Origin of the sequence: Alteromonas sp. MmMcT2-5, assembly GCF_022348315.1 — a bacterium.
GTDB classification, from domain to species: Bacteria; Pseudomonadota; Gammaproteobacteria; order Enterobacterales; family Alteromonadaceae; genus Alteromonas; species Alteromonas macleodii.
Window position 1 is genome coordinate 37,545 of sequence record NZ_JAKRFB010000026.1, and the last position, 23,020, is coordinate 60,564.

Annotated in this window: 21 protein-coding genes; 8 read left to right on the forward strand and 13 right to left on the reverse strand. The window is 45.5% G+C overall.

The window, feature by feature from the left end:
- Positions 1-34: 34 nt before the first annotated feature.
- From MHN09_RS12345 to nudC, 3 genes are all read right to left on the reverse strand, one after another.
- The gene (locus MHN09_RS12345) at positions 35-658 is read right to left on the reverse strand and encodes a hypothetical protein (RefSeq protein ID WP_014980563.1); all 624 of its coding nucleotides are present in this window, start codon (positions 656-658) and stop codon (positions 35-37) included.
- A 23-nt stretch (positions 659-681) separates the two neighbouring features.
- Entirely contained in the window at positions 682-1,773 is a 1,092-nt protein-coding gene (hemE, locus tag MHN09_RS12350) for a uroporphyrinogen decarboxylase (RefSeq protein WP_014951100.1), read from the reverse strand.
- Between the two features lie 268 nt (positions 1,774-2,041).
- Entirely contained in the window at positions 2,042-2,875 is an 834-nt protein-coding gene (gene nudC, locus MHN09_RS12355; protein ID WP_239240934.1) for an NAD(+) diphosphatase, read from the reverse strand.
- A 161-nt stretch (positions 2,876-3,036) separates the two neighbouring features.
- Between nudC and MHN09_RS12360 the strand changes: the two genes are divergently transcribed.
- The 5 genes from MHN09_RS12360 to MHN09_RS12380 all read left to right on the forward strand — a co-directional run bounded on the left by MHN09_RS12360 (position 3,037) and on the right by MHN09_RS12380 (position 6,189).
- Positions 3,037-3,501, forward strand: coding sequence for an Rsd/AlgQ family anti-sigma factor (locus tag MHN09_RS12360; protein WP_014977657.1), 465 nt, complete (start codon positions 3,037-3,039; stop codon positions 3,499-3,501).
- A 35-nt stretch (positions 3,502-3,536) separates the two neighbouring features.
- Positions 3,537-4,010, forward strand: a complete 474-nt coding sequence (locus tag MHN09_RS12365) for a transcriptional repressor (RefSeq protein ID WP_014951103.1) — start codon at positions 3,537-3,539, stop codon at positions 4,008-4,010.
- Complete coding sequence (locus MHN09_RS12370) at positions 4,000-4,464, forward strand: chemotaxis protein CheX (protein WP_014951104.1); 465 nt, start codon at positions 4,000-4,002, stop codon at positions 4,462-4,464. The genes MHN09_RS12365 and MHN09_RS12370 overlap by 11 nt, the downstream gene beginning before the upstream one ends.
- Positions 4,454-4,891 (forward strand): secondary thiamine-phosphate synthase enzyme YjbQ, encoded by a 438-nt coding sequence (locus tag MHN09_RS12375; protein ID WP_039233612.1) that lies wholly within the window; start codon positions 4,454-4,456, stop codon positions 4,889-4,891. The genes MHN09_RS12370 and MHN09_RS12375 overlap by 11 nt, the downstream gene beginning before the upstream one ends.
- Before the next feature lie 101 nt (positions 4,892-4,992).
- Positions 4,993-6,189 (forward strand): OmpA family protein, encoded by a 1,197-nt coding sequence (locus tag MHN09_RS12380; RefSeq protein ID WP_014951106.1) that lies wholly within the window; start codon positions 4,993-4,995, stop codon positions 6,187-6,189.
- Positions 6,190-6,315: 126 nt separating this feature from the next.
- Here MHN09_RS12380 and dnaB read toward each other — a convergent pair whose 3' ends face one another.
- From dnaB to MHN09_RS12405, 5 genes are all read right to left on the reverse strand, one after another.
- Positions 6,316-7,701, reverse strand: coding sequence for a replicative DNA helicase (dnaB, locus tag MHN09_RS12385; RefSeq protein WP_014951107.1), 1,386 nt, complete (start codon positions 7,699-7,701; stop codon positions 6,316-6,318).
- A 115-nt stretch (positions 7,702-7,816) separates the two neighbouring features.
- The gene (locus MHN09_RS12390; protein WP_014951108.1) at positions 7,817-8,287 is read right to left on the reverse strand and encodes a hypothetical protein; all 471 of its coding nucleotides are present in this window, start codon (positions 8,285-8,287) and stop codon (positions 7,817-7,819) included.
- Between the two features lie 254 nt (positions 8,288-8,541).
- Positions 8,542-9,543 carry a DUF4097 family beta strand repeat-containing protein gene (locus MHN09_RS12395; RefSeq protein WP_014980565.1) on the reverse strand — a complete coding sequence of 334 codons (1,002 nt, stop codon included), beginning with the start codon at positions 9,541-9,543 and terminating at the stop codon, positions 8,542-8,544.
- Between the two features lie 13 nt (positions 9,544-9,556).
- Positions 9,557-10,084, reverse strand: coding sequence for a hypothetical protein (locus MHN09_RS12400; protein ID WP_239240936.1), 528 nt, complete (start codon positions 10,082-10,084; stop codon positions 9,557-9,559).
- Positions 10,077-10,652, reverse strand: coding sequence for an RNA polymerase sigma factor (locus tag MHN09_RS12405; RefSeq protein ID WP_039233618.1), 576 nt, complete (start codon positions 10,650-10,652; stop codon positions 10,077-10,079). Before MHN09_RS12405 ends, MHN09_RS12400 begins: the two co-directional genes overlap by 8 nt.
- Positions 10,653-10,769: 117 nt before the next feature.
- Between MHN09_RS12405 and MHN09_RS12410 the strand changes: the two genes are divergently transcribed.
- Complete coding sequence (locus MHN09_RS12410) at positions 10,770-11,420, forward strand: MOSC domain-containing protein (RefSeq protein ID WP_239240939.1); 651 nt, start codon at positions 10,770-10,772, stop codon at positions 11,418-11,420.
- A 21-nt stretch (positions 11,421-11,441) separates the two neighbouring features.
- Here MHN09_RS12410 and MHN09_RS12415 read toward each other — a convergent pair whose 3' ends face one another.
- Entirely contained in the window at positions 11,442-12,554 is a 1,113-nt protein-coding gene (locus tag MHN09_RS12415) for an MBL fold metallo-hydrolase (RefSeq protein ID WP_239240942.1), read from the reverse strand.
- Between the two features lie 289 nt (positions 12,555-12,843).
- Between MHN09_RS12415 and MHN09_RS12420 the strand changes: the two genes are divergently transcribed.
- Positions 12,844-13,533, forward strand: a complete 690-nt coding sequence (locus MHN09_RS12420) for a response regulator transcription factor (RefSeq protein WP_014977663.1) — start codon at positions 12,844-12,846, stop codon at positions 13,531-13,533.
- Positions 13,530-14,960: a sensor histidine kinase gene (locus tag MHN09_RS12425; protein WP_049585686.1), complete on the forward strand. Its 1,431-nt coding sequence runs from the start codon at positions 13,530-13,532 to the stop codon at positions 14,958-14,960. Before MHN09_RS12420 ends, MHN09_RS12425 begins: the two co-directional genes overlap by 4 nt.
- Here the strand turns inward: MHN09_RS12425 and MHN09_RS12430 are convergent.
- The 4 genes from MHN09_RS12430 to MHN09_RS12445 all read right to left on the reverse strand — a co-directional run bounded on the left by MHN09_RS12430 (position 14,938) and on the right by MHN09_RS12445 (position 22,511).
- Positions 14,938-16,068 carry a PepSY-associated TM helix domain-containing protein gene (locus MHN09_RS12430; RefSeq protein ID WP_049585684.1) on the reverse strand — a complete coding sequence of 377 codons (1,131 nt, stop codon included), beginning with the start codon at positions 16,066-16,068 and terminating at the stop codon, positions 14,938-14,940. The genes MHN09_RS12425 and MHN09_RS12430 overlap by 23 nt on opposite strands.
- A 13-nt stretch (positions 16,069-16,081) precedes the next feature.
- The gene (locus MHN09_RS12435) at positions 16,082-18,127 is read right to left on the reverse strand and encodes a TonB-dependent receptor (protein WP_049585681.1); all 2,046 of its coding nucleotides are present in this window, start codon (positions 18,125-18,127) and stop codon (positions 16,082-16,084) included.
- 96 nt (positions 18,128-18,223) lie between these two features.
- On the reverse strand, positions 18,224-19,312 hold the full coding sequence (locus MHN09_RS12440; protein WP_239240945.1) for an efflux RND transporter periplasmic adaptor subunit: 1,089 nt from the start codon (positions 19,310-19,312) through the stop codon (positions 18,224-18,226).
- A gap of 13 nt (positions 19,313-19,325) precedes the next feature.
- A complete protein-coding gene (locus tag MHN09_RS12445) occupies positions 19,326-22,511 on the reverse strand; it encodes an efflux RND transporter permease subunit (protein WP_239240948.1) in 3,186 nt (1,061 codons plus the stop codon).
- Between the last annotated feature and the right edge of the window lie 509 nt (positions 22,512-23,020).

Here is a 23,020-nt window from a genome sequence, read left to right on the forward strand (position 1 = left end):
CGCGAATTCAATTGGCGATATACACGTTTTGGGGTTAACCCGCTGAGGCAAGCTGACTGTTTAAATCGGCCTGAGTGCTATTCCGATAGCGCACACGAGCATTTGGCGAATGGGATGCGGCGAAAGAAACGTTAAGTTTGAGGCCTCGCTGTGCCACTTGCGTGGTTATGATAGGCGAGCCGAATTCCCACCACGGCTCCTGTTCCAATGCTTCAATAACTCGCGACAGCTCAGTTTCAGAACCGTCATACTCACCCGTTATTTCGCAATGTCCGTTCTCACATTTTACCGAGTCTAAAACAAAGCGCTCGTTGTTAGGCGGCAGCGCAAAAAACGTATTGAGTGAGCCTTCGGTTTTAGTATAGAAAACCTCTGGCGCCATGATTTGGACATTCTCAGCAACGGGGGCAACATTCATCTCGCCGTTTTTCGTAACGCTTGTATCCAAGAGCACCGCACCTGCTTCATTTGAAACCAACTTGGCGGCGGGCTTAATAACTTTCAGCTCACTCGTTTCGGTGGCACGAGAGCGCGCTAACACATTGGTTAGTCGCTCTTTTTCTGCATTGGATTCACTGAGTTGGTGTTGATAGCCAGAAAATTTATACCCCGCTATCAATGCAAACGCTATCAGCAACAACACAAGCCACGTTTTCATTTTACTTCCTTTATCGAAGTCGCTTACTTGTGATATTGCTTACTAAGTTCATGTACCGCATTAACGAACACACCTGCATTTTCAGGTGGTACGTCTAGATGGATACCGTGACCTAAATTAAATACGTGACCGCTACCTTCACCGTAACCTTCTAGAATGGACGCCACTTCTTGCTCAATTCTTTGCGGTTGAGCATACAGCATTGATGGATCCATATTGCCTTGAAGTGCAACTTTATCGCCAATGCGCGCACGCGCTTCTTTAATGTCGATAGTCCAGTCTAAACCTACTGCGTCGCAGCCTGTCGCCGCAATCGATTCTAGCCACATGCCACCGTTTTTGGTGAACAAGGTAACAGGTACTTTACGGCCTTCATTTTCACGGGTCAGCCCACTTACAATGCGCTCCATGTACTGAAGCGAGAATTCTTTGTAGTCACGAGGAGATAACACGCCACCCCAAGTATCAAATACCATGACTGACTGCGCGCCCGCAGCGATTTGAGCATTTAAATACTCAGTAACAGAATCAGCCAGTTTTGCTAGTAACGCATGAAGCGTTGCTGGCTCAGCAAATGCCATTTTCTTGATTTTGGTAAAGGCTTTACTTGAACCACCTTCAATCATGTAAGTCGCGAGTGTCCAAGGGCTTCCAGAAAAACCAATTAATGGCACTTCACCTTTAAGCTCACGGCGAATAGTACGAACGGCATTCATTACGTACTGTAATTCACCTTCTGGATCAGGAAGGCCTATTTTATCCACATCCGCTTTACACGTGATTGGATTTTTAAAGCGAGGGCCTTCACCTGTTTCAAAGTAAAGACCGAGGCCCATCGCATCTGGAATGGTCAAAATATCCGAAAAGAGAATTGCAGCGTCGAGAGGAAAACGACGTAAAGGTTGTAGCGTCACCTCACATGCAAGTTCTGCATTCTTGCACAACGACATAAAATCGCCTGCTACTGCACGAGTCGCTTTGTACTCTGGGAGGTAGCGCCCGGCTTGTCGCATCATCCATACGGGTGTGACATCAACCGGCTGCTTAAGTAACGCACGTAAGTAACGATCGTTCTTTAACGCGGGCTTATCAACACTGGGGAAATTTTGCGACATATAACTCACCTAAATTACTGAAGATATTTGAGCGCGAAAGTATACCAGTATTCTTAACTAAGGTGTGCTAAAACCTGTATTAAAAAATCAATGTTTTAACGACAAATCGGTGTAGTGTCGATTATTAAAGACAAACAATACTTGAACATTACTTTAAAAAGACGCTTGCACTTAAAGTGAGTGTTTGCTATTACTATAACCGTTAAAGAAAAGAAGCCCTACATGGGACCGTGCTAAACTTATTGAAACCCTGCCTCGGCAGGGTTTTTTATTTGTCGCCGATCAGAGACACCGCTTCAGCAATTAATTGTCCCGCAATAGACACTTTCGGTGGAATAGTCGGCAGCGCATCTATATCAAACCATTGCGCATCATCTATCTCGTTCTCCTGACAACGAATTTCCCCTTCGTCATACTCGGCAACAAACCCGACCATTAAGGAATGTGGAAATGGCCATGGCTGACTATTGTAATAGCGCAAGTTTTTAACCTTAACGCCAACTTCTTCGAAAACTTCTCTGTGGACCGCTTGCTCCAGACTTTCACCACTTTCTACGAAGCCTGCAAGGGTTGAATACATATTGGATTCTCGGTGGCGAACGCCTTTGGCCAACAATATTTTTTCGTTGTCGTGTATAGAAACAATGATACAGGGAGACACTCTTGGATAACTGCGATGTTGACAGCGGTGACAATGCATTGCCATTTCCCAATCTACGCGTTCAGTCTTGGCTCCACATTGCCCGCAAAATTGATGAGTACGCAAGAAGTGGATGTATTGCCAGGCTCGCCCAATAACGGAAAAGGCAATATCGTATTCGGCAAAAAGAAGCTGTCTAAGCGATACCCGTTCCCAACCGGGTTCGTCAACATGCTCAGCGCCCAAATCAACAACATATACGGGCAGATCTCTATGCGCCGTCTCATTGAGCGGCGGAAGTTGATGAATTTCATCGATATAAGATGCTAAAAATGGAATATCACTCAGGTAAGCAACGGGGATAGACTCAGACGATTCTTGTACTACAATTTTGCCGCGACTAAAAACTACCCACAGGGCTTGCTGAGCAGCTAGTTTCGCCTCATCCAACTTTATCATCATTGCACATCACTCCTGTTCTTTAATGCTTCATACTACACTAAATACTGAGCGTATAGATCGCCACCATACATTTTGAAACGAACTTTTTCGCGCAAAATTTGTGTCGCTAGTGCACAGTGTTATACTGAAACTTATTGTCGCTAAACGGGTAACACATCAAAATGTTGCAACAGTTAGAAAGCGTTAAATCAAAATGGGGCGGGAAAAGCCAGGTTATTGACCGCTGGTTAATGGACAGACAGGCACTGTTAGTTTCTTTCTGTGAACTAGCAGGTATTAACAAGCGAAGCGAGTGTTTACCTGACCCAGATGAAATAGACAACTTTTGCAGCGCATTACTCGATTATTTGTCGGTAGGACACTTTGAGGTTTTCGATATGTTGGTTGAAAACGACAATGAAGGCCTTGCACTACGAGATAAACTTTACCCCAGATTGACAAAAACCACTGACGCAGCACTCGCATTTAATGATACGTTTGCACAAGCAGTAACGCCCGAGCAGGCAGCTGAATTTGACTCAGCGCTAGCCAAGCTTGGTGAGACATTAGAAGAGCGTTTTGCCTTGGAAGATGAGTTAATAGCTCATGTACACACTAAAAAACGTGATCCAGAAGTGACGCTTTAATATAACAATGAAAGTCGAGTTTACGGTTATCATCAATGAACAAAACCACACTTATTCATAAGGCACGGGCTTATTGCGAGCAACGCGGCGCCAGATTCACACCGCTTAGAGAAAAGGTGTACGAAATTCTTGTTTCAAAGCACGGCCCTATGGGTGCTTATGAACTACTCGACTCACTAAAAGAAACAGAGTCTAGTGCCAAACCTGCGACAGTCTATCGCGCCCTTGATTTTCTTCTCGATTTTGGGTTTATTCACCGTTTAGAGTCTACGAATGCGTTTGTGGCCTGCTATCATTTTGGTTGTAACCACCCTGTTCAGTTTCTAATTTGTGACAGCTGTGGTGATGTTGCTGAAATTCAATCTGAAGGTCTTCAAGAGACCCTTGATAGCCAAGCAAAGCAACACGGATTCAAAGTATCGAAACAAACTATAGAGGCCCATGGATTATGTGCCGATTGTCAACAAACGGAAGATCACGCTGCGCAGGAGAGTGTACATGAATGCTGATTTTGTGAACCCGTTTATTGCTGGTCTTTTGAACGTGCTTGAAACCATGGCTCAAACTAAATTGACCCCGGGCAAGCCCAAGCGCAAACAAAGTGATATCGCCAAAGGCGATGTATCGGGGCTAATTGGCATGGTGGGCCCTGACGTTCGCGGCTCTATGTCTATTACTTTTGACGAGTCTTTGGCCCTGACTATAATGGAGAGAATGGTTGGCGAGCGCCCTGAGAAGCTTGATGCAGAAGTAGGCGACATGGTTGGCGAAGTTACCAACATGATTTGCGGTAACGCAAAACGAGACCTTGCTGAACGGGGTTACGAGTTTGGAATGGCAACACCCATTGTTGTATCAGGAAAGCAACATACGATTAGTCACCAGGTTGATGGTGCTAAAATTATTCTTCCTTTCATGTGCGACGAAGGGTTAGCGCATTTGGAAATCTGTTTTGACAAATAATTTCTGGCAGTCTGAAAAAATTACACTCGACAGCTACCCGAGAGGATTTCACCTGATAACACAGCAGGTGGAATCTGCACTACCCAGTATTCGTCATGTTGAAGTCGGCCTTTTGCACCTATGGCTTCAGCATACAAGCGCTAGTTTGACAATCAATGAAAATGCCGACCCTACAGTGAGGCATGATATGGAAGCGTTCTTCAACCATAGTGTAAAAGAAGAACTTTCTTTTTTCAGGCATACTTATGAAGGTAAAGATGATATGCCTGCTCACTTAAAATCGAGTATACTAGGGTGTCAACTTACTATACCTGTCCAACAAGGCAAGCTTGCACTTGGCACGTGGCAGGGTATCATGCTCGGCGAACACCGAGATCATGGTGGAAGACGAACAATTATTGCCACATTACAAGGGATCGCAGCCTAACCCATATTATAAATGGCACAATTTGTGCTAGCGTTAAACGTTAAGCACAACACAAAATTATCAAAAATCGATAATCACTCAACGTTAAACAGGATGTGACTATGAAACAACACTTTAAAATGGCAGCGCTATCTCTTGCTGTAATTTCTTCGACTAATGCATTTGCACAAGACTCTTCTGAGCCAGAGTACAAAAACTGGTTTGGTTTGTCTGGCATGTATTACAACACTGACGACTCACGTCCGTTAGATCTAACTGACGGCGGCCTTTACGACGATGGTCGTGGCGTAGCTTTTGAATACGGTTTCCGTTTTACTCAAAGCTGGGCAGCACGTGTTGAATTTACAGCCCTAGACCTTGATTATGCAGGCGGCGGTGATGAAAGCGGTGAAATGGTTGGTGTTGACGCACTATACTTCATGCCAAATGATGCATGGTTCGTTTTTGGTGGTGTTAAGCGTCAAGCAGTAGGCGAATCAACTACGCTTGGTAACATCGGTATCGGTAAACACTGGGACATCCACGAAGATGTTAAACTTGTTACTGAAATCGCCGCTTATCACGACTTCGGTGAAGATTACAATGACTACAGTGTTAAAGTTGGTATCGCGATACCATTTGGTAAAGGCACTCCTGCCGCACCTAAAGACAGCGACAACGATGGCGTTGTAGATAGCAAAGACCAGTGCCCAATGACACCAGCGGGTGTTCGTGTTGACGCAAATGGTTGTAGCATCGATGATGATAACGATGGCGTTCTAAACAACGTGGACCAGTGTCCTAACACTCCAGCTGGCACTAAAGTAGATGCAACTGGCTGTGCAATTAAAGATTCGGACAACGACGGCGTTGTAGACAGCAAAGATATGTGCCCTGATACACCAGCTGGCGTGAAAGTTGATGCAAAAGGTTGTACAGTATTTGACGAAGAGACAGTAGAAATCACACTACGCGTTCTATTCGACAACGAAAGTGCTGTAGTTAAAATGCCAAAAGATCCAGAAATCTCTGAATTTGCTGAGTTCATGAAGCAGTATCCTTCAACAACTGCGGTAATTGAAGGTCACACTTCTGCACCAGGTAGTGAAGCTTACAACATGGACCTTTCTAAGCGTCGTGCTGCGAACTTCAAAGAAGTAATGGTAGACATGTACGGTATCGAAGGTTCTCGTTTAGAGACTATCGGTTACGGCGAAACTCAGCTTCTAGACAATGGTAAGAATGCTGAAGCACACCGTGTTAACCGTCGCATTTCAGTGACAGTTAAAGACACAGTGAAAGTAGCTGAAGAAAAGTAATTCATTGTATATGAATTGAAAAAGGCGCCTGACGGCGCCTTTTTTGTGTCTGAAATACTTTAACTTGTTAACCCTTAAAATGAAGACCGTGGCCGCGGTCTAAGCCTTTAGTCGCCAAAAGAGGGGCTAATATTCATCGGCTATGGCAGGGCCTGCATAGTTGTCAAATCGTGAGAATTGGCCTTGGAACGTAAGTCGACAGGTACCAATTGGGCCGTTACGCTGTTTACCAATAATAATCTCTGCAATGCCCTTATACTCACTGTTTTCGTGATAAACCTCATCACGATAAATAAACATAATAAGGTCGGCATCCTGCTCGATTGAGCCAGACTCACGAAGGTCAGAGTTTACAGGACGTTTATCGGCGCGTTGTTCTAGCGTACGGTTAAGCTGTGAAAGGGCAACTACCGGCACTTCAAGCTCTTTAGCCAATGCTTTCAATGAGCGAGAGATCTCTGCAATTTCCAATGTTCGGTTATCGCTAAGAGAAGGTACGCGCATCAACTGAAGATAATCCACCATGATGAGACTGATTCCACCGCGTTCGCGAGCGAGTTTTCTTGCGCGACTTCGCACGTCCATTGGTGTAAGGCCTGATGAATCATCAACAAACAAACAATCTTTGTCTTTGAGCATAGCCATGGTGTTGGAGATACGTGCCCAATCTTCATCATCCAGCTGAGCAGTACGAATTTTGGTTTGGTCAACGCGGCTTAATGACGCCAACATACGCATCATGATTTGTTCTGAGGGCATCTCAAGACTGAAAACAAGTACAGGTTTGTCTTCTGCCATCATGGCGTTTTCAATCAAGTTCATGGCGAAGGTGGTCTTACCCATCGATGGACGAGCCGCCACGATAATAAGGTCAGAGGGCTGCATACCACTGGTCATTTTGTCTAGGTCGGTAAAGCCGGTAGTAACACCGGTAACGTCTTTATTGGTTTTCACCAATTCTTCTAGACGGTCAATGGTCTTCCCTAAGATAGACTCGACATCGCGAGGACCTTCGTTTTCACCAGTTCTTCGCTCGGCAATTTCAAATACTTTACTTTCGGCCAGGTCAAGAATGTCTGCACTGTCACGGCCTTCGGGGTTGTACCCAACTTCCGCTATTTCATGCGCCACGCCAATAAGCTCACGGGTTATCGCGCGCTCACTGATAATTTGCGCATAAGACACAACGTTCGCAGAACTTGGCGTGTTTTTGGCAAGTTCACCTAAGTAGGCAAAACCACCGGCATCTTCCAGTTCATCATGCTTTTCCAGTTCTTCTGATACTGTTATAAGATCTATTGGCTGGCTACTGTTTAGTAGTCGAGTGATTGCACGAAAGATAATTTGGTGTGAGCGATTGTAGAAATCGTTATCGGTAACAAGCTCCGCGACTTTGTCCCAGCTTTCAGGGTCAATAAGCATGCTGCCCAAAACAGATTGCTCAGCCTCAATGCTATGAGGTGGAACCTTCAATTTTTCAACATTCTTATCGTTTTTAGACGCAGACGCCACGAGTGAAACCTATTCCAATGCACAAAAGTCAGTTGGATATTATGCGCTTTTAACGTCCATCACTCAACAAAGGAAGTCGTCATTTTGTTGCGAAAGCGCAAAAAGACAACATCGTTTAAAGCGTTTTCTCCAGCTTTAAAAACGTACCATCAACCAAGGTGTAGGCGCTGCCACCTTCCTGAAAAATGAGTGTAGAACCCATGATTGCTGAATTATCAAGGCACGACAAACTTACTTCAGTAATCTTGTCGTCGCTAAAGCCAAGCGATGATGGAGAGGCTTTAAAAGCAGCATAAAAATCTTGATTACTGATATTTTTCGTTGAATACACCGGTGACTCACAGAATGCCTGATCGAGTTTAGCCGAGTCTGAAGCATAGGTTACCGAGCGACCCAAGAACTTTTCTGACTCTATTGATGAGTGAGCTGAAACACCTACATTATAGGCCTTGGTCACCACCCAAGTACCTTCGTAATAAGCGGGTTCCTGAACAGCACAGCCTAGCGTAAATGCGCATATTCCAAACGCACCAATAATTAGACTATGAAATCGCCAAAACCTTTTGACGTGTCCAACAATACTCAATGTAACCTCCAATCAAAAAATAACAAACCATGTGATGATGTGGGTGAAGCGTGCAGGTCCGCTAACTTGTAACTAAGAGCCATTAAAACGCACTTTTGTTACTTACAAACGCTCAGCTACACATTTTTAGCGACCAAACAAAAAAAGCTGCGATCACTCGCAGCTTTTCATTAATCACCACATGTCTGATTAATAAATGTGGACTAAATTCATTTTTTCAACCTAAAGTTTCAATTGTGTTGCCTATAGCTTATTCACTTTTGGTCTATTTCAATTCGCCCGTGTACCGTAGAGATGTCTACATTTGCAGCCCCACCGTTGTGGATAAAGCGTAGCCAGCTACCTGGGCCATACTTAGGCTTTTGCGACTTTTCATCACTGATATTGTTTACAATGTTGCCGCCAGCGTGCGTCTCAATATCAAATTGTGCCGATACGCCATCTTGAAAGACAAATTCCATCGCACCGCCTACAGAATTCGCTTTTACGCTACCGTTCTCATTAAGACCTAAACTTGCGTAAGTCCTTCCATTAACCGTATTGATTTGCAGTACGTCCACCGCTTGAAGAGACACATCGATTCGACCGTTGACGGTTTCTACTGATACGTCTGGGCTATCGGAAGTGATGTCGAGCTTGCCATTAACTGACGCAAAGCTCACTGGCGTGTTTCCTGAGTGTGACGCTTCAATTTCGCCATTCACTGTTTCCGCCTCTAAACGGCCTCTCACATTCTCAAGCACGATATCGCCATTAACCGACTCAACTTCAACCCGCTCACCTATGTTTTTAAGGGTTACGTCGCCGTTTACCACCTCAACATCTACTGCTTTTGTTATACCTTCTGCAATAAGATCAGCATTGACCGCGGTATAGTGAAGGTCGCTTGCTGAAGGTATATAGATAACAAGGTCGTCGCCATCTTTACCTTTATTAAACCAGCTCTTTGAGTGGCGCTCGACTTCAACGTGTATAACCACGACATCTCCACGTCTTTCAAAGATAAACTCTTCAGTTTGATCGCCCAGTTCACCGGTGACACGAACCTGAGACTTATCCCAAACTCGGATATCTGCTTTTCCGTTGATGTGTTCAATGTCCACTTTCGGCGAAGACGATGTGTCGATGGTCTTATCTACTTTTTCTCCTGCAAACGCCGCAGTAGCGATACTTAGCAGCGCAGTAGTAAGTAATACCTTGGCCCCCAAAGGTGCCATGAACGTGTGCAAAAATGTGCTTTTCGTATTTATATTCATCTTTAAACCCTTATTAAATTTGCTGCCACTTTGGCGCGTGCACTCGCTCAATTAAGGCAATCTGCTGTTGATATACGTGATGCAGCATTTTGATTAATGCTGAGTTGTCTGGATCGTCCTTTAATGCCGCTTTAATAACATCTGCAGCATCGTCCAATTCTTTTAATTGCTCTTGCCAATCTTCCGTTAGCGCTGTTGTACTTTCATAACTAGCAAGAAGACTATTCACTTGTTGTTGCTGCTGCATACTCATTGCGTCAATCAGGGCATAGCCATCGCTTCGACTTTCATCAGCTTTAAACGCAAAAGGAGCCGCAAACCACAATACAGTAACTAAACAAACGCTTGCGGCTATTGCCATCCACTGTTTTGATGTAACCCTAGATGATGAAGCGTCGCCTTGTGAAGCGTCGTCTTGTGAAGCGTCGCCTTGCTGCGATGTTATGCCGAGTTCAATACCTCGCCACAAATCTCGTTCTGGCTGCTTCTCTTTTGATATCTCAGAAATATGCTGAGCAAGCTTGTCGTCAAAATTACTCATCATCGACTCCCATAAAATCTTTCAATAATTGCTTAGCACGGAAAAATTGTGCTTTGCTTGAGCCCACTGCCATGTTCAACATGCTGGCAATGTCTTCATGCCTGTAACCTTCAATTGCATGGAGGACAAAAACCATTCTGGCTCGCTCGGGTAAGCGAATAACTAATGCTTCTAAATCCACATCGGTGCTGTTTTCTTCAGCCGGCATCTCGTTAATGCCGCTGTTTTCCAAATTAAACATCCGCTGCACCCAACCTTTCTGCTTACGCATATAAGAGATGGTAATGTTTGCCGTAACGCTGTGTAACCACGTGGAAAATTGGCTTTGCCCATCAAAATTAGCAAGCTTTTTCCATAGCTGAATAAAGACTTCTTGCGAAGCATCTTCTGCCATTCCCTTTTCACCTGTAAGCCGGTAACAAAGCGCGTAGACTCGCCCAATATGTTCATCGTAAAGGGACCGAAATGCCTGCTTATCGCCCTTTTTCGCTTTAGATATCAGCTCATTTTCGCTTTTATTACCAAACACCACATTGGCGTGTACAACACGTTGTTGTGTGTGTTCCATTCTTTTCTCTTTGTTATTTATGGTGCTGATTAGCATTAGCACTTGTTAGTGTTATAAGGTTAGTCGTACCCTATAGTAGAAAGGTTTAAATGCACAAAAATATTTTTTGGAGATGCCATGTCTACCTCATTTTCTGTTAACGCTCTGTTTGCTGGAAAACCTCAGCCGCTAGGCCCTCGTGGGGCACCAAGCAGTATTGTTAAAGCCCCCGTCGACGCGTTAACGGTGCATATGGACAGAACCGATGAAGACGAACAGGCCAACAAACGGCTTCACGGTGGACCGGAGAAAGTGCTGCATCAGTTCAACCCGACCAACTATCTGACATTAAGAAAGCATTTTCCTGAAGGCGACTTTTCGCTGGGCAGCATTGGCGAAAACATCAGTGTAGAGGGCATGGACGATGCTACCGTTTATATCGGCGATATATGGAAGCTCGGCGAGGTAGAACTGCAAGTAAGCGCACCCCGTGCCCCTTGCAATAAAATCTCGCAACGCTTCGAAGTGCCCAATTTAGATAGATTTGTCGGAGAACGAGGTATCACTGGCTGGTATTACCGGGTTATTAAAACCGGAACCATCAGTGTTGGCGACGAAGTAACACTACTGCACCGTGAGGACGATACCGTTAATGTTCACACCCTAATGCAATGCGCCCATACCAAAGCAGACAAAGCCCTGGCCCAAAAGCTAGCGAATCTTGAGGCGCTTGATGACGAATGGCGCGGAAAATGCCAAAAAATTGCGGATAAGATTGCGGATAAATAAGCCATTTATCCGTAGCTTAAATTAAAAAGACGCCTGTTCACCTTCATTCAAAATAACCCAAGGCATTGCAGGGTTTAGCTGCTTCTTCATTTTCATAAGACGAAATAGCGCAGAATGTGACGTCTTGTCACCCATCATCCAGCTGGCATTTCCATAGCCCCAAGGCACTACGGCTTTACAGCCTAGGTCTTGGGCCGCAACAATGGCATCTTCTGGCGTAGTATGTACCTTGCGATACCATTTAGGTGAGGTTTCGCTGAAATAAGACGCTATAGGTAACAGGCAAACATCTATTTCACCAAAGCGCGCTTTAATATCCATGAAGTGCGGTGAATATCCCGTATCCCCCGCAAAGAACAATGTTTTGCCTTCACTCTCAAATACCCAACCACCCCACAGTGTCGCATTGTCGTCCTCGTACAAATAAGGCACCCAAATTCGGTTACTGAAATGATGGGCCGGCACGAAGTGGATAGAGGTTTTGCCTACGTTTTTGCTGGTATACCACGCCATTTCTTTAATGGTGTAGCCTCTATTAGGGAAGTGCTCTGCGAAACCTAACGGAACAAGATATTCGGGCTTTGTGCCTAATTCGGCAATATCGGCTTTATTGAAATGATCATAGTGAATATGGGAATAAACCACAGCATCGGTTTGTGCGAGTTTGTCTTCACCTACCTCAGCGGGTTCGTTGCGGCTGAACCCCTCCGCCAATCGAAAAGCCCAATTAACGGGCCAATCAAACTGCCCAAACACAGGGTCAATAAGTATTTGCTCACCACTTGCGGTGTTAAGTAAAAAACTTGCGTGCCCTAACCAGGTGACATTAAAGCCGGTGTTCGAGTTCACTGTCGGGTTGTTGCCAACGAACTGACAATTTTGCATGTCACTTTCACATTCAATATCGGCAGACGCTGGGTAGCAATCATTAGTGCACGTGACGGGGTATGCTTTAAAACCGTCGTAAATATTGCTGAATCTGTCCTCATACCCAGGTTCATTGGTGTGCTTGATTACAGCATTTTCACCTTCTATCTGAGTAACATGATTAGAGCTGGCGCAACCAGTCACGACACTTCCTGCTACTACTAGCGACGCCGACAACGTCGTTAACTTCTTTAAACTCATTACCATTTTTAAGATCGTGTCCTTGTAGCTCCAACCTAGCAGGCAAAGCGCTTAGTTGACTGCTGCGTCTATGCTTTATTTACTCAATTGTGCAGACATCAAGAGAACCGCAGTTTAGCGCAAGCACTAAGATAGCTGTTAACCGTTATTGTAAAGCGAGAAACCATCAGCACCACAGTAAATTTGTAACAATATAAAAGCGCGCGTTAGCGGCCGCATTTATCGTCACAAACCGATTAGTTGCAAATGATAACTATTATTAATAGTATGTTTAAAATTCTTTCCTGAAGCCATTATGCGTAAAACCCGAATACTCATTGTTGAAGATGACGCGACGTTAAGTGAACAAATCACACAGCTGTTGCAGTCTCGAGGATTTGACACTCGCCACGAAAGTGACGGTAACGCTGGATTACAAGCTGTGCTTGAGGAGAACTTTGACCTTGTGTTACTCGACATACGCCTTCCCTCTTTAAACGGCTTGTCGCTGTTAAACCAATTAAGGCAAATAAAGCAAACCCCGGTGATGATGATCACCGCGTCAGGTGCCGAGCAAGAAAGGATTGAAGGCTACCGTAAGGGCGCAGATGACTACTTACCCAAGCCCTTCAATTTTACTGAAATGATGCTTCGCATCGACGCACTGTTGCGACGCAGCAAAACACTAAACGACTCAGGCACGCAAAAGTCGGAAATCATTGTTGATGTGCTTTATTTAAATCGCATTCAGCAAGTTACCAAATACCACTCAAGACTACTCGAATTCACGCCAATACAATTTAAGCTTCTTTGGATGTTAGTAGATAACAAAGGGGAAACGTTGAGCAAAGCATTTCTTTATCACAGCGTGCTTAACAAACCCTTTTCGAGGTACGACCGAAGCTTAGATATGCATTTGTCTAGAGTACGCAAAAAGCTCGTTGAGACTGGCATGCCCCCTGAACGCCTTGCCACTGTCCACGGCCAAGGATATCGCTTTTCGTGAAAAATAAACTGCTATGGCGACTGTGCGCATTTATTGCCGTTGGTACTGTTCTGTTATTTTGGGCCATCGCGTGGCTTACCAATCATACCGAGACCAGCATGAGTTTTATCGATAAAGCTCATCAAGAAACCCTTTATTCCTATGGTCAAGAAGCGGAGAAAATCTACCTGGAGGATGGAGAACAAGCGTTAGCTGCTTTTTTGCAAGAAGTGAAGACAAAGGAAGACACGTGGCTTGCCGTAGTTAACTCCCAAATGACCACATTCGCTGACACCCAAATGTTAGATGAGTTTGTTGACCGATTTCAAATAGGCCGCAGCCCCGAATGGAAAATACATTTGTACTTTTCTGAAAACCCTGTGATGGAAGTCCCCTTCGTCGATGACAATACGCACTTTTTAATTCAACTTCCACAGCGTATGCGCCCAGGTTCGTTATTGCTCGCCACACGCTTAACGCTTCAAATTGCATTACCTCTAGTGATATTAAGTCTGTTGAGTTTTATGCTGTATCGACACCTAATGACGCCACTAAAGCAATTAGAAAATGCCACAAAAGATTTCGCAAATGGCAATTTAGAAGCCCGTGCAATGGCTGCAATGCCCAAGCGAAATGACGAACTTACTGGGCTTGCCCAAACGTTCGACAAGATGGCCCAAAGAACCAGCAGTCTCATTTATAATCAAAGAAGTTTGCTTGCTGATCTCTCTCACGAGCTTCGCACGCCTCTTGCCCGCATTGATATGGCAATAGACTTTGTAGAGCAAGACATTAATCGTGAACAAGCACTTTCACGCCTGCGTTATGAAGCGAGCACGATGAGAGAGCTTGTTGAAGATACCCTAACCTTTGCATGGCTAAATACAGAATCGCCACAATTGAACAGCGATGACTTTGACTTGGTAGAACTTATCAATGTTATTTGTGAAGATGCGCGGTTTGAATACCCTGATAGAACCTTGCATGTCGACACACCTGAATGCGCGAATATTGAAAAGAGCAGCCAGCTTGCTTTGGGGCAGGCGTTAGAAAATATTATTCGTAATGCTTTGCGTCATACCCCTGAGCAAAGCAAAGTGAGTTTAACGCTGACCAGCGATAATAATAACTATGTTATCACGGTTACAGACGAAGGCACCGGCGTCCCTGAATCAATGCTAGACGCCATATTCGAACCTTTTTTCAGGGTAGACAAGGCACGGGCAGCCAAAAACTACGTACATGCCGCAAAGCGCTCTGGCTTTGGTCTAGGGCTTGCACTGGCGAAACGTCAAATTGCCGCTGTGGGCGGCGACATTTCGGCGATAAATCGCGCTGCACTAATCAAAGGCAACGCATTACATAGAGACGCTAGTGCTACAAAGCAAACAGGGCTAGTCGTTACCATTACCCTGCCTAAGTCTTTTAATGCTGCTTTCGCAAATTGAGAAGTCTCTGCACACCAAGTAGTGTGCCAGTATAAACTAAGATACAGCAAAGCAAGCTTACCAGCCCTGCGATGGTCTGCCCTATAAAGCCAAAGTATTCTCCCGTGTGCAAAAAGCGGGAAGTACCCCAAGCCTGACTCCCTTTGGGCCAATCGGTTTTGTAAAGTGTCCTAGTGATGTCACCGGTTCCCGTGTCGAAATACAGTGAATACGCTAACTCTTGCCTGTGCCCTATACTTTTATCGATATAAAACCGTGCAACACCCTCACTTTTGCCAATTTCCATCCACATGGAATACCAATCCTGATAGCCATTTTCATTGGCGTGTTGCTGAGCTTTGGTAAATAGCGTGTCGTAACTGACAACGTCGGCGTCTAGCGTCTCAGGCATAGCTTTCTTTTCGCGAGTAGGGACTTGTTCACCGTACATTCCATACAATGCTTTGTTTGCCCACTCAAAATAAAACAGGGTAGCCGTTAGTCCAATCACAACTAAAAAAGGCAGTGACCACATACCAAAAACAAAATGCCAATGTCGGCGACGGTGCTGTTTATTAGTGTACTTTTGCCGTAACCACATTTGCTGCTTTAAGGATTTTTTCGATATGTGTTTGGGCAACCATATGATAACCCCCGATAACAGCAAAAAAATAAAAATAAGATTGCTATAAGCCGTTATGGTTTTGCCAATTAATTGGTAATCCCCTTCCATTAAAAGATATCGATGCAGGTCAGTTATGACATGAAATGCTTCTTCAACGACCCCTTCTCCTTCTCTTAATATATCTCCGGTATAGGGGTGAATAAGATAGCTGTGTTCGCCGGCCCATGCGGGAATTGCCGCTCCCTCGCTATTGACCCATCGAACAAAAATATGCGCTTCGTTAGGATGCTTTTCACGAAGTATTGCTACAACCCGCTCAGTCGAGATTACCGACTTTTCGATATCAATCGTTTGTGCATAAGCCATTTCACTTAGCTCTTTGAACTGGCGCTCGTAAGTGAGTAATACACCGGTAAAAGCCATAATGAAAACGACAATGCTGGCCAATAAGCCAGCAAAGAGGTGGGCCCAAAAGACCCACCTTTTAAACGTGGAAAAGTTCATCTAAAGGCGTTGCTTAGAAATCGTAAGTCACAGACAAACGAATATCTCGTCCAGCTTCTTGCGGACCAATAACGCTTGGGAATACTTCGCTGTAGTCACCCACACTTGAATGGTCGATATACGCTTCATCAAACAAGTTCGTTACCGCCAGATTTAAGCGAAGGTCGTTTGTGACTTCCCACTCGCCATAAATATCCACTAGGGTATAGTCTGCTTTGTTAAGTGAATAAAGCGAGTCGGTCCAACCGTTTTCCAAGGCCTGATGTAGTGTATCTATGTTGATGTCGTCAACCATAGTGATGTTAAAGCCAACGCTAATGTCTGCAGTAACGGTGTAATCTGCACCAAGTACCCACGTATCACCGCGACTATTACCTAAGCCAACAAACTCGTATCCGTTAATATCGATGCTGTTATAGGGTACGCTGTACAGATCTTCACGAGGCATCAATTCAACATCTACGCTTGAAAACCCAAAGTACACGTCAACAGAGTCCCAGCGATACGCAAGGTTAAACTCTACGCCAGATGATTCTAGGTCACCGATATTATTAAATACCGAGTTGCCTTGATAACCGCTAAATAGCACATCATCAATAGTAGATTCATAGGCGCTAAGACGCGCATTAAGGTTATTCGCGCTGTATTCGATTGACGCTTCAATATTGGTGACAGTTTCAGGCACCACGTCACTGGCTACAACGGGAACGTCCTCACCATCATATAAGTATTCGTCAAGCGTGAAACCATCACCAATTTGCTTACCGCGCGCCGCTTCTGCGTAACCAAGACCAAGGGTCCAAGCTTCGGTAAGCTGATACTCAAGACCGACGTTAAAGCTAAGTTCATTGTCGTCTAGTCCAGATGGCTCATCGGTAACGGGTGTGCCGTAATAGTCATCGATCAAGATTTGTTGCTGAAAATCAAAGTCGTCATAACGAACACCGTAGCTCAACAGCAACTCTGGTGTGATATTGCTATGAGCTTGCGCGTAAATACCCATTACGCTGCCTTCTTCTGCGTTCTGCACAGGACCTACGCCAGGACCACTTTCTACCTCATCTTTACGATAGTCGATACCGTAGGTGAATACGTGGTTTGAAATGTCGGTGGTGTTTCTAATATCAAAACCATAGGTATCGATATCAGACAAGAAATCGAAACGGCCGCCGCGGAACGATGATGAAGTTTGGTATGCCGTGGCTTCTAAGAAAACCAATGCACTGTGGTCAAAGCGGTAGTTCGCTACGTAGGTATCACGCTCTGCTTCACTAGGATAAAGTGGAGCACCTTCTAGTACTACCCAGTTAGGTCTTGCCGAAAACTCACCCTCTTCATCGCGCTGCTCTGCACTTATTGAAAGGTATTGATTATCCGCAATGTAACCACTGGCTTTAAGGAACATAAGATCTTGATCTGCGGCAGTACCCAGCACTTCGTTGCCGTCGCCGTCTTCAAAGTTATCTCTGTCAACCGTGCTGTAATAACCTAGCAAGCCCCATGAATCACTTAGCTTTCCATAAAGACTGCCGCTATATCGCGTACCTTCGTTTGAGAAATAACTCGCTTTTACTCGACCACCAAATTGTTCGTCGCCTCTCAATAAATCTTGCGCATCTTTGGTTTTAAAGCGGATTGAACCACCAATGGCACCTGGGCCACTGGTTGCTTCACCTGCACCAGCCTGCACATCGATTTGCTTCAAAAGATCGGGATCTAGCGTTACGCGGCCAATATGGTGAAATAGGGTTGAGGTTTGTTGCGCGCCATCTACGGTTACATTCAGGTAGGCATCTTCTAGTCCACGGATAAAGATTTTCTGTGCTACACCTACTGAACCGCCAACGCTGACCGACGGAGACTCTCTAAAAACGTCAGCTAAATCGTTTGCCTGAAACTGCTCAATATCCTCGGCAGTAATGCTCAAGTTAGTTGCTGCGCCTACCACAGCAACTCGCTCTATAGACTTGGTTTCTTCATTCTGGCTTTCTAGGGATTGCGCAAATACTACTGGACTGGATAGCGTGCATACTGCACTGGCTAAAACTAACTTTTTCAAGGATGTCTCCATTTGATAATCAACAATTACAAATAAGAAACATTCTCATTAACTTTAGTCTAAATGGATAGCACTTTTACATTTGTTACAATTCTCTCAGTTCTTCGCTGTCAAAGACTCACGCTCATTGTTGTAACGTACTTTCTGGCCTGCACGCAGGCGTTCAGCTCCTCTCACCACAACCGAGCGCTTCGGGTTCACATCGCCAAACACTTCAATTCTATCGCCCATGCCCACCCCGGTTGTCACCTTAACCTGCTCCGCTTCATTATTTTCATTGAGCTGATAGATAAAGGTGCCCGACTTTCTTAGTACCAGTGCATCGCGGGGTATGGTGACACCATCATGAGTATCGCTGCTAGGCAACGCCACGCGCACTGCACTGCCTATAGGAAAGTCACCGGGGTTGATGGCAATTCGTAGCTCCATCGTGCGCGATGTACTGTTGCCTACCGGTACAATGGCACGAATAGATTCTTCTACTTGGTTCACGTTATTGTGAACGCTAACGCTCATGCCGTTAGCAATATAGGGTAATACGTTGAGTGGTGCGCGCACCTGAACTTCAACGCTATCAGGGTTTACCACGCGAAGCAGGGTTTGCCCTACCCCAGTGTATTCGCCCGGCGACTGCAGCCTTTCAACCACCAAAGCCGCAAAGGGAGCACGAATACTGCTTTGTGCTATCTGATATTCGGTGAATTCTAAATCCAATTTGGCTTGCGCTAACTCCTGCTTAGCATTCTCTAAGTCTGCTTCCACTTCCTCTAACTCGCCTCTGGACGTGTTTTGACTGGCCTGAAGGTTTTTGTACCTCCCGAGTCGTTTGGTAAACAGTTCAACCTGCGACTGCCATCTGGCAATATTTGAGGCATTTTGATTGCGGGTAATGCTTAAGCGAGTATCGTCGACTTTAACTAAAGGCTCCCCCGCTTTCACCACATCACCTACCTCTGCCATCCAAGTGATGCGACCGTCTACCTCAGAAGCAAGGTTTGCATCGATAACGCTTAGTACCGTTCCAGGAACCCAGGTTAGTTGTGAAATCGCTTGCTCTCTGGCTTCATCTATTTGAACCAGCACCGGCGGTGGTTGCTTGCTATCCTGCGCGTGTGCGCTCAACGATACACTGCTTGCAAATAAGGCAAACACACTAAGGGCGAGAGTAGAAGTCATTGCTTTCATGGTTGTCTTTTCCTTACACATGATCGTTGTATTTATTTTGTTTTACGGTGGATGAGGTAGTCGGCGAAGCGCCGGTGCTCTCTATGCGCTCGGCCAGGGGTTTGAGTATATTTACAGGTGACTTTGAAGCCGTCATACGCAGCAAGGTAGGCAGTAATAGCAAGGTGAATATGGTACTCACCGTCATTCCTCCCACAATAACAGCCGCAAGACCTCGGTAAATAACGCTGCCTGCACCTGGTAGCAACAGCAGGGGCAGCATGCCAAAGATTGAAGTCAGCGTGCTCATAAAGATAGGCCGTAAACGTAGTTTGATTGCTTGTTCTACCGCGTCATCACGGGTCAGCCCTTCTTGCTCTCCTATACGAGTCTGATGCACGAGTAAAATGGCATTGTTCACCACAAGCCCTAGCAAAATAATGAAGCCAATCATGGTTAACAGGTCCATGGGCTGGAAGGTAAAGATGTTCATGATACGAATAGCAATCACCCCGCCCACCGTGGCTAGCGGAATAGAAAGTACTACCAGCACGCTGTCTTTTAACGATTTAAACAACCCCGCCATTAACAGCAGTAGCAACACCATGGCAAAAAGAAAGTTATCAGCCATCGAGGCAATAGCGCCTTTTAAGCTATCCGCGCTACCACCATAATTAATAGCGCCATCGGTAGGCATCATGGCCATAATGGCAGGTTCAACCTCAGAGGTAATCACTTTCATTGCTTCTTCTAAACTCATACCCTCTGGCGGATTTACGTTTAGCGTGAGGGTTCTTCGACCATCAATGCGCTGAATACGACTTGGCCCTACGGCTCTTTCAATACCTACCAGTTCGCCTAATTGCACCACCTCGCCTGATGGCGTCATGACTGGCGTGCTATTTAAGTCTTCGGGTGTAAACCAGGGGGCTGAGCGGAAGATAATATTCATGCGCTTGGTGCCATCGAAGTACTCCCCCACATACATACCATCACCCATGGCACGTACCAGGTTCCCCATACTGCCGCGATTTAACCCGACTTCCATCATTCGGCTGTCATTAGGGTAGAAGCGAAGCTCTGGTTCGGCTTGCTCTAGAGGTGGATTCGAACGCGCATTCGCGTTAGGAAAAACTTCTCTCAATTTGTCTAAACCTGCTTGCGCAGCGATGCCGAGCATGGCCTGATCGGTACCTTGAAGATGAATGTCGATTGAGCGACCGTTTCCAAAGCCGCCGAACAAATTGCCTTGTTGTGAAAAGGTCTGTGTATCCGGCAAATCCTTTAAAATTTCATCGCGAACAATGGCTTCTAACTCTTTGACCTTAGACTGATCTTTAGCGCGCACACCCAAATTTCCGCCATTTGGCCATGTGATAATGTAGTAGTTTTTCAGCGCTGGCTGCTTTTCTCCGTCCATATAGGGCTGCAGTCGCTCAACGATAATTGGCATCACTTCTTCGCTAATAAAGTTTTCACTAGCACCTGCAGGCAAACTTAAGAAGGCGTCAACGGCATCGCGTTTTACGGGTGGCAAATAGTCCATGGAAGGCATAAGCAGAACACTACCTGTTATAGGCACGCCCATGAGCGTTATAACTAATACAAGGCGGCGAAGCGGCGTGCTTGATAGCGACATAATAGCGCGGGTTATTTTTGCCCATACCCGCTGTAAGCTATCAGCTGGCATGTTGCCATTAAGATATCGAGCGGCAACAACAGGCAATACCGTTACCGCAACCACTAGCGACATACACACTGCAATGGCGATGGTAAGAGCGAGGTCAGCAAACAATTGCCCTTCAACATCTTCCAAAAACATGACGGGAATAAAAATAGCAACGGTGGTGGCTGTTGACGCCATGAGGGCACCAAACACTCCTTTCGTTCCCCGATGGGCACAATCCTCCATGTGCGTTTGTGAATTTGGGTCTTTATTTTCGATTTCGGCTTCGGCGCTCTTGCGCGTTCTTACAATGTTTTCCAGCACGACAATAGCGGCATCTAGCACCATACCTACCGCGAAGGCGAGTCCTGCCAGTGAAATGATATTGAGCGAGCGACCGGTAAGTTGAAGCACCACAAAAGTGCTAAGTAGTGAGATAGGAATGGCCAATGCCACAATGAGCGTTGCCCGCAGCTGGCGCATAAAGAGCCAAAGCACGGCAATGGCAAGCAGCACGCCTATAAATAAATTGCTGGTAACTAGCTGCACCGCTCTATAGATAAACACTGAGGCATCGAAGCTTTGCGCCATTACTAACTGTTCAGGGGCCAAGTCCTGTTCGTTTATTTGTGCAACTTTTGCTTTTACGGCTTCTAAGGTAGCTAAAACATTGGCGTTGTTTTGTCTGTCTACGCGAATAGATATAGCCGGATTGCCGTTTTGCACACTGTAGTTTGCACCGTCAGCGCGGGTAATTTTAATTTCGGCAATGTCATTTAGCGTGATAGGGCTGCCGTCTCGCCATTCAAGGATCATTTCACCCATTTGCGTAGGCTCGTAGCGACCTTCAAAACGCAGGGTATAGCGTCTTCTGCCCACATCGACAAAGCCGCCTGAAATATCATTCGCACGCCCCAACTCGTTGGCAACTGCCGTTAGGTCAATGCCTAACTGCGCCGCTTTAAACGGGTCGAAAACAATTTGAAACTCCTCAACGCCGCCAACCCCGCTTTCCATACGCGCCCTTGCAACGCCCGGGATGGATTCAAGCTGAGGTTTAATGACATCGGTAAAAAAGGTTACATAGGTATTAATTTCGTTTGGATTGCCCGGAAGGCGCTGAAGAAAAAAGTAGGTCAAAGCGGGGGCGTCTCCCCCACTTCCAGCAAGCATAATATTAGGGGACAAGGCATCGCGAGGTAGTGGCGGTACGCGATTCATGCGGCTAATCACTTCAATGAGCGTTTTCTGCATGTCCGTATCTAAACCAAACTCTAGATTAATCCACGCATTACCTTGGTTTGCCCATGCATTCATCGACTCAAGGCCAGGGATCCCTTGCAGCACTTCCTCTTGAGGCTCAATGATCTCAGATTCGATTTCTTGAGGCGACGCAGCGCGCCAAGAGGTCTGGATGTTAATATTCGGTCTTTCAATGTCAGGAAACAGCTGTACAGGTAAATTAAACAGGCTATATAGCCCTAAAAATACCAGCAGTGTTATTCCGATACCTACCCCAGTCGCGTTTTTTATTGCTTGCTTAGTGATGTCCATAATATGGCACTTATGCTTTTTATTGTTTGGTTTACTATAGGTCGCAGGAATGACAGAAAAAGTTTAAAGCCATGACACTAAGAATTTCAGCGATTATTAACATTTTGTTTAAATACCGTTTAAAAAACGTTATTTATCGCAGATGAGTGGACCTCAAAAATACGCCATTTGTCGGCGCTGGACATATTTGCTTACACCCACCCTTAATTAGGCGTCGCGACGTGGAGTGAGGGTAGGGATATTTTAAACTCGCCCTTCGGGAAGGTCTGGCAAGCTTCACTCTGGGAATTTAAAAAGCAACGGCCATTCCTGTATTCCCACGCTTTGCTAGGAAACTTGCCAGCACCTTCTGGGTGGGCAATCATCTATGCGGATTGCTATTGATCTTTAAGTATCGAACAAAAATTTAGTGTGTCGTCCTAATATAGGTTGACAGTTATTAGGCCAGCTCTCGAAGCTGGCCTTTTCTATTATGCACTGCGTTAGGCGTTTCCATATCTAATGCTAAG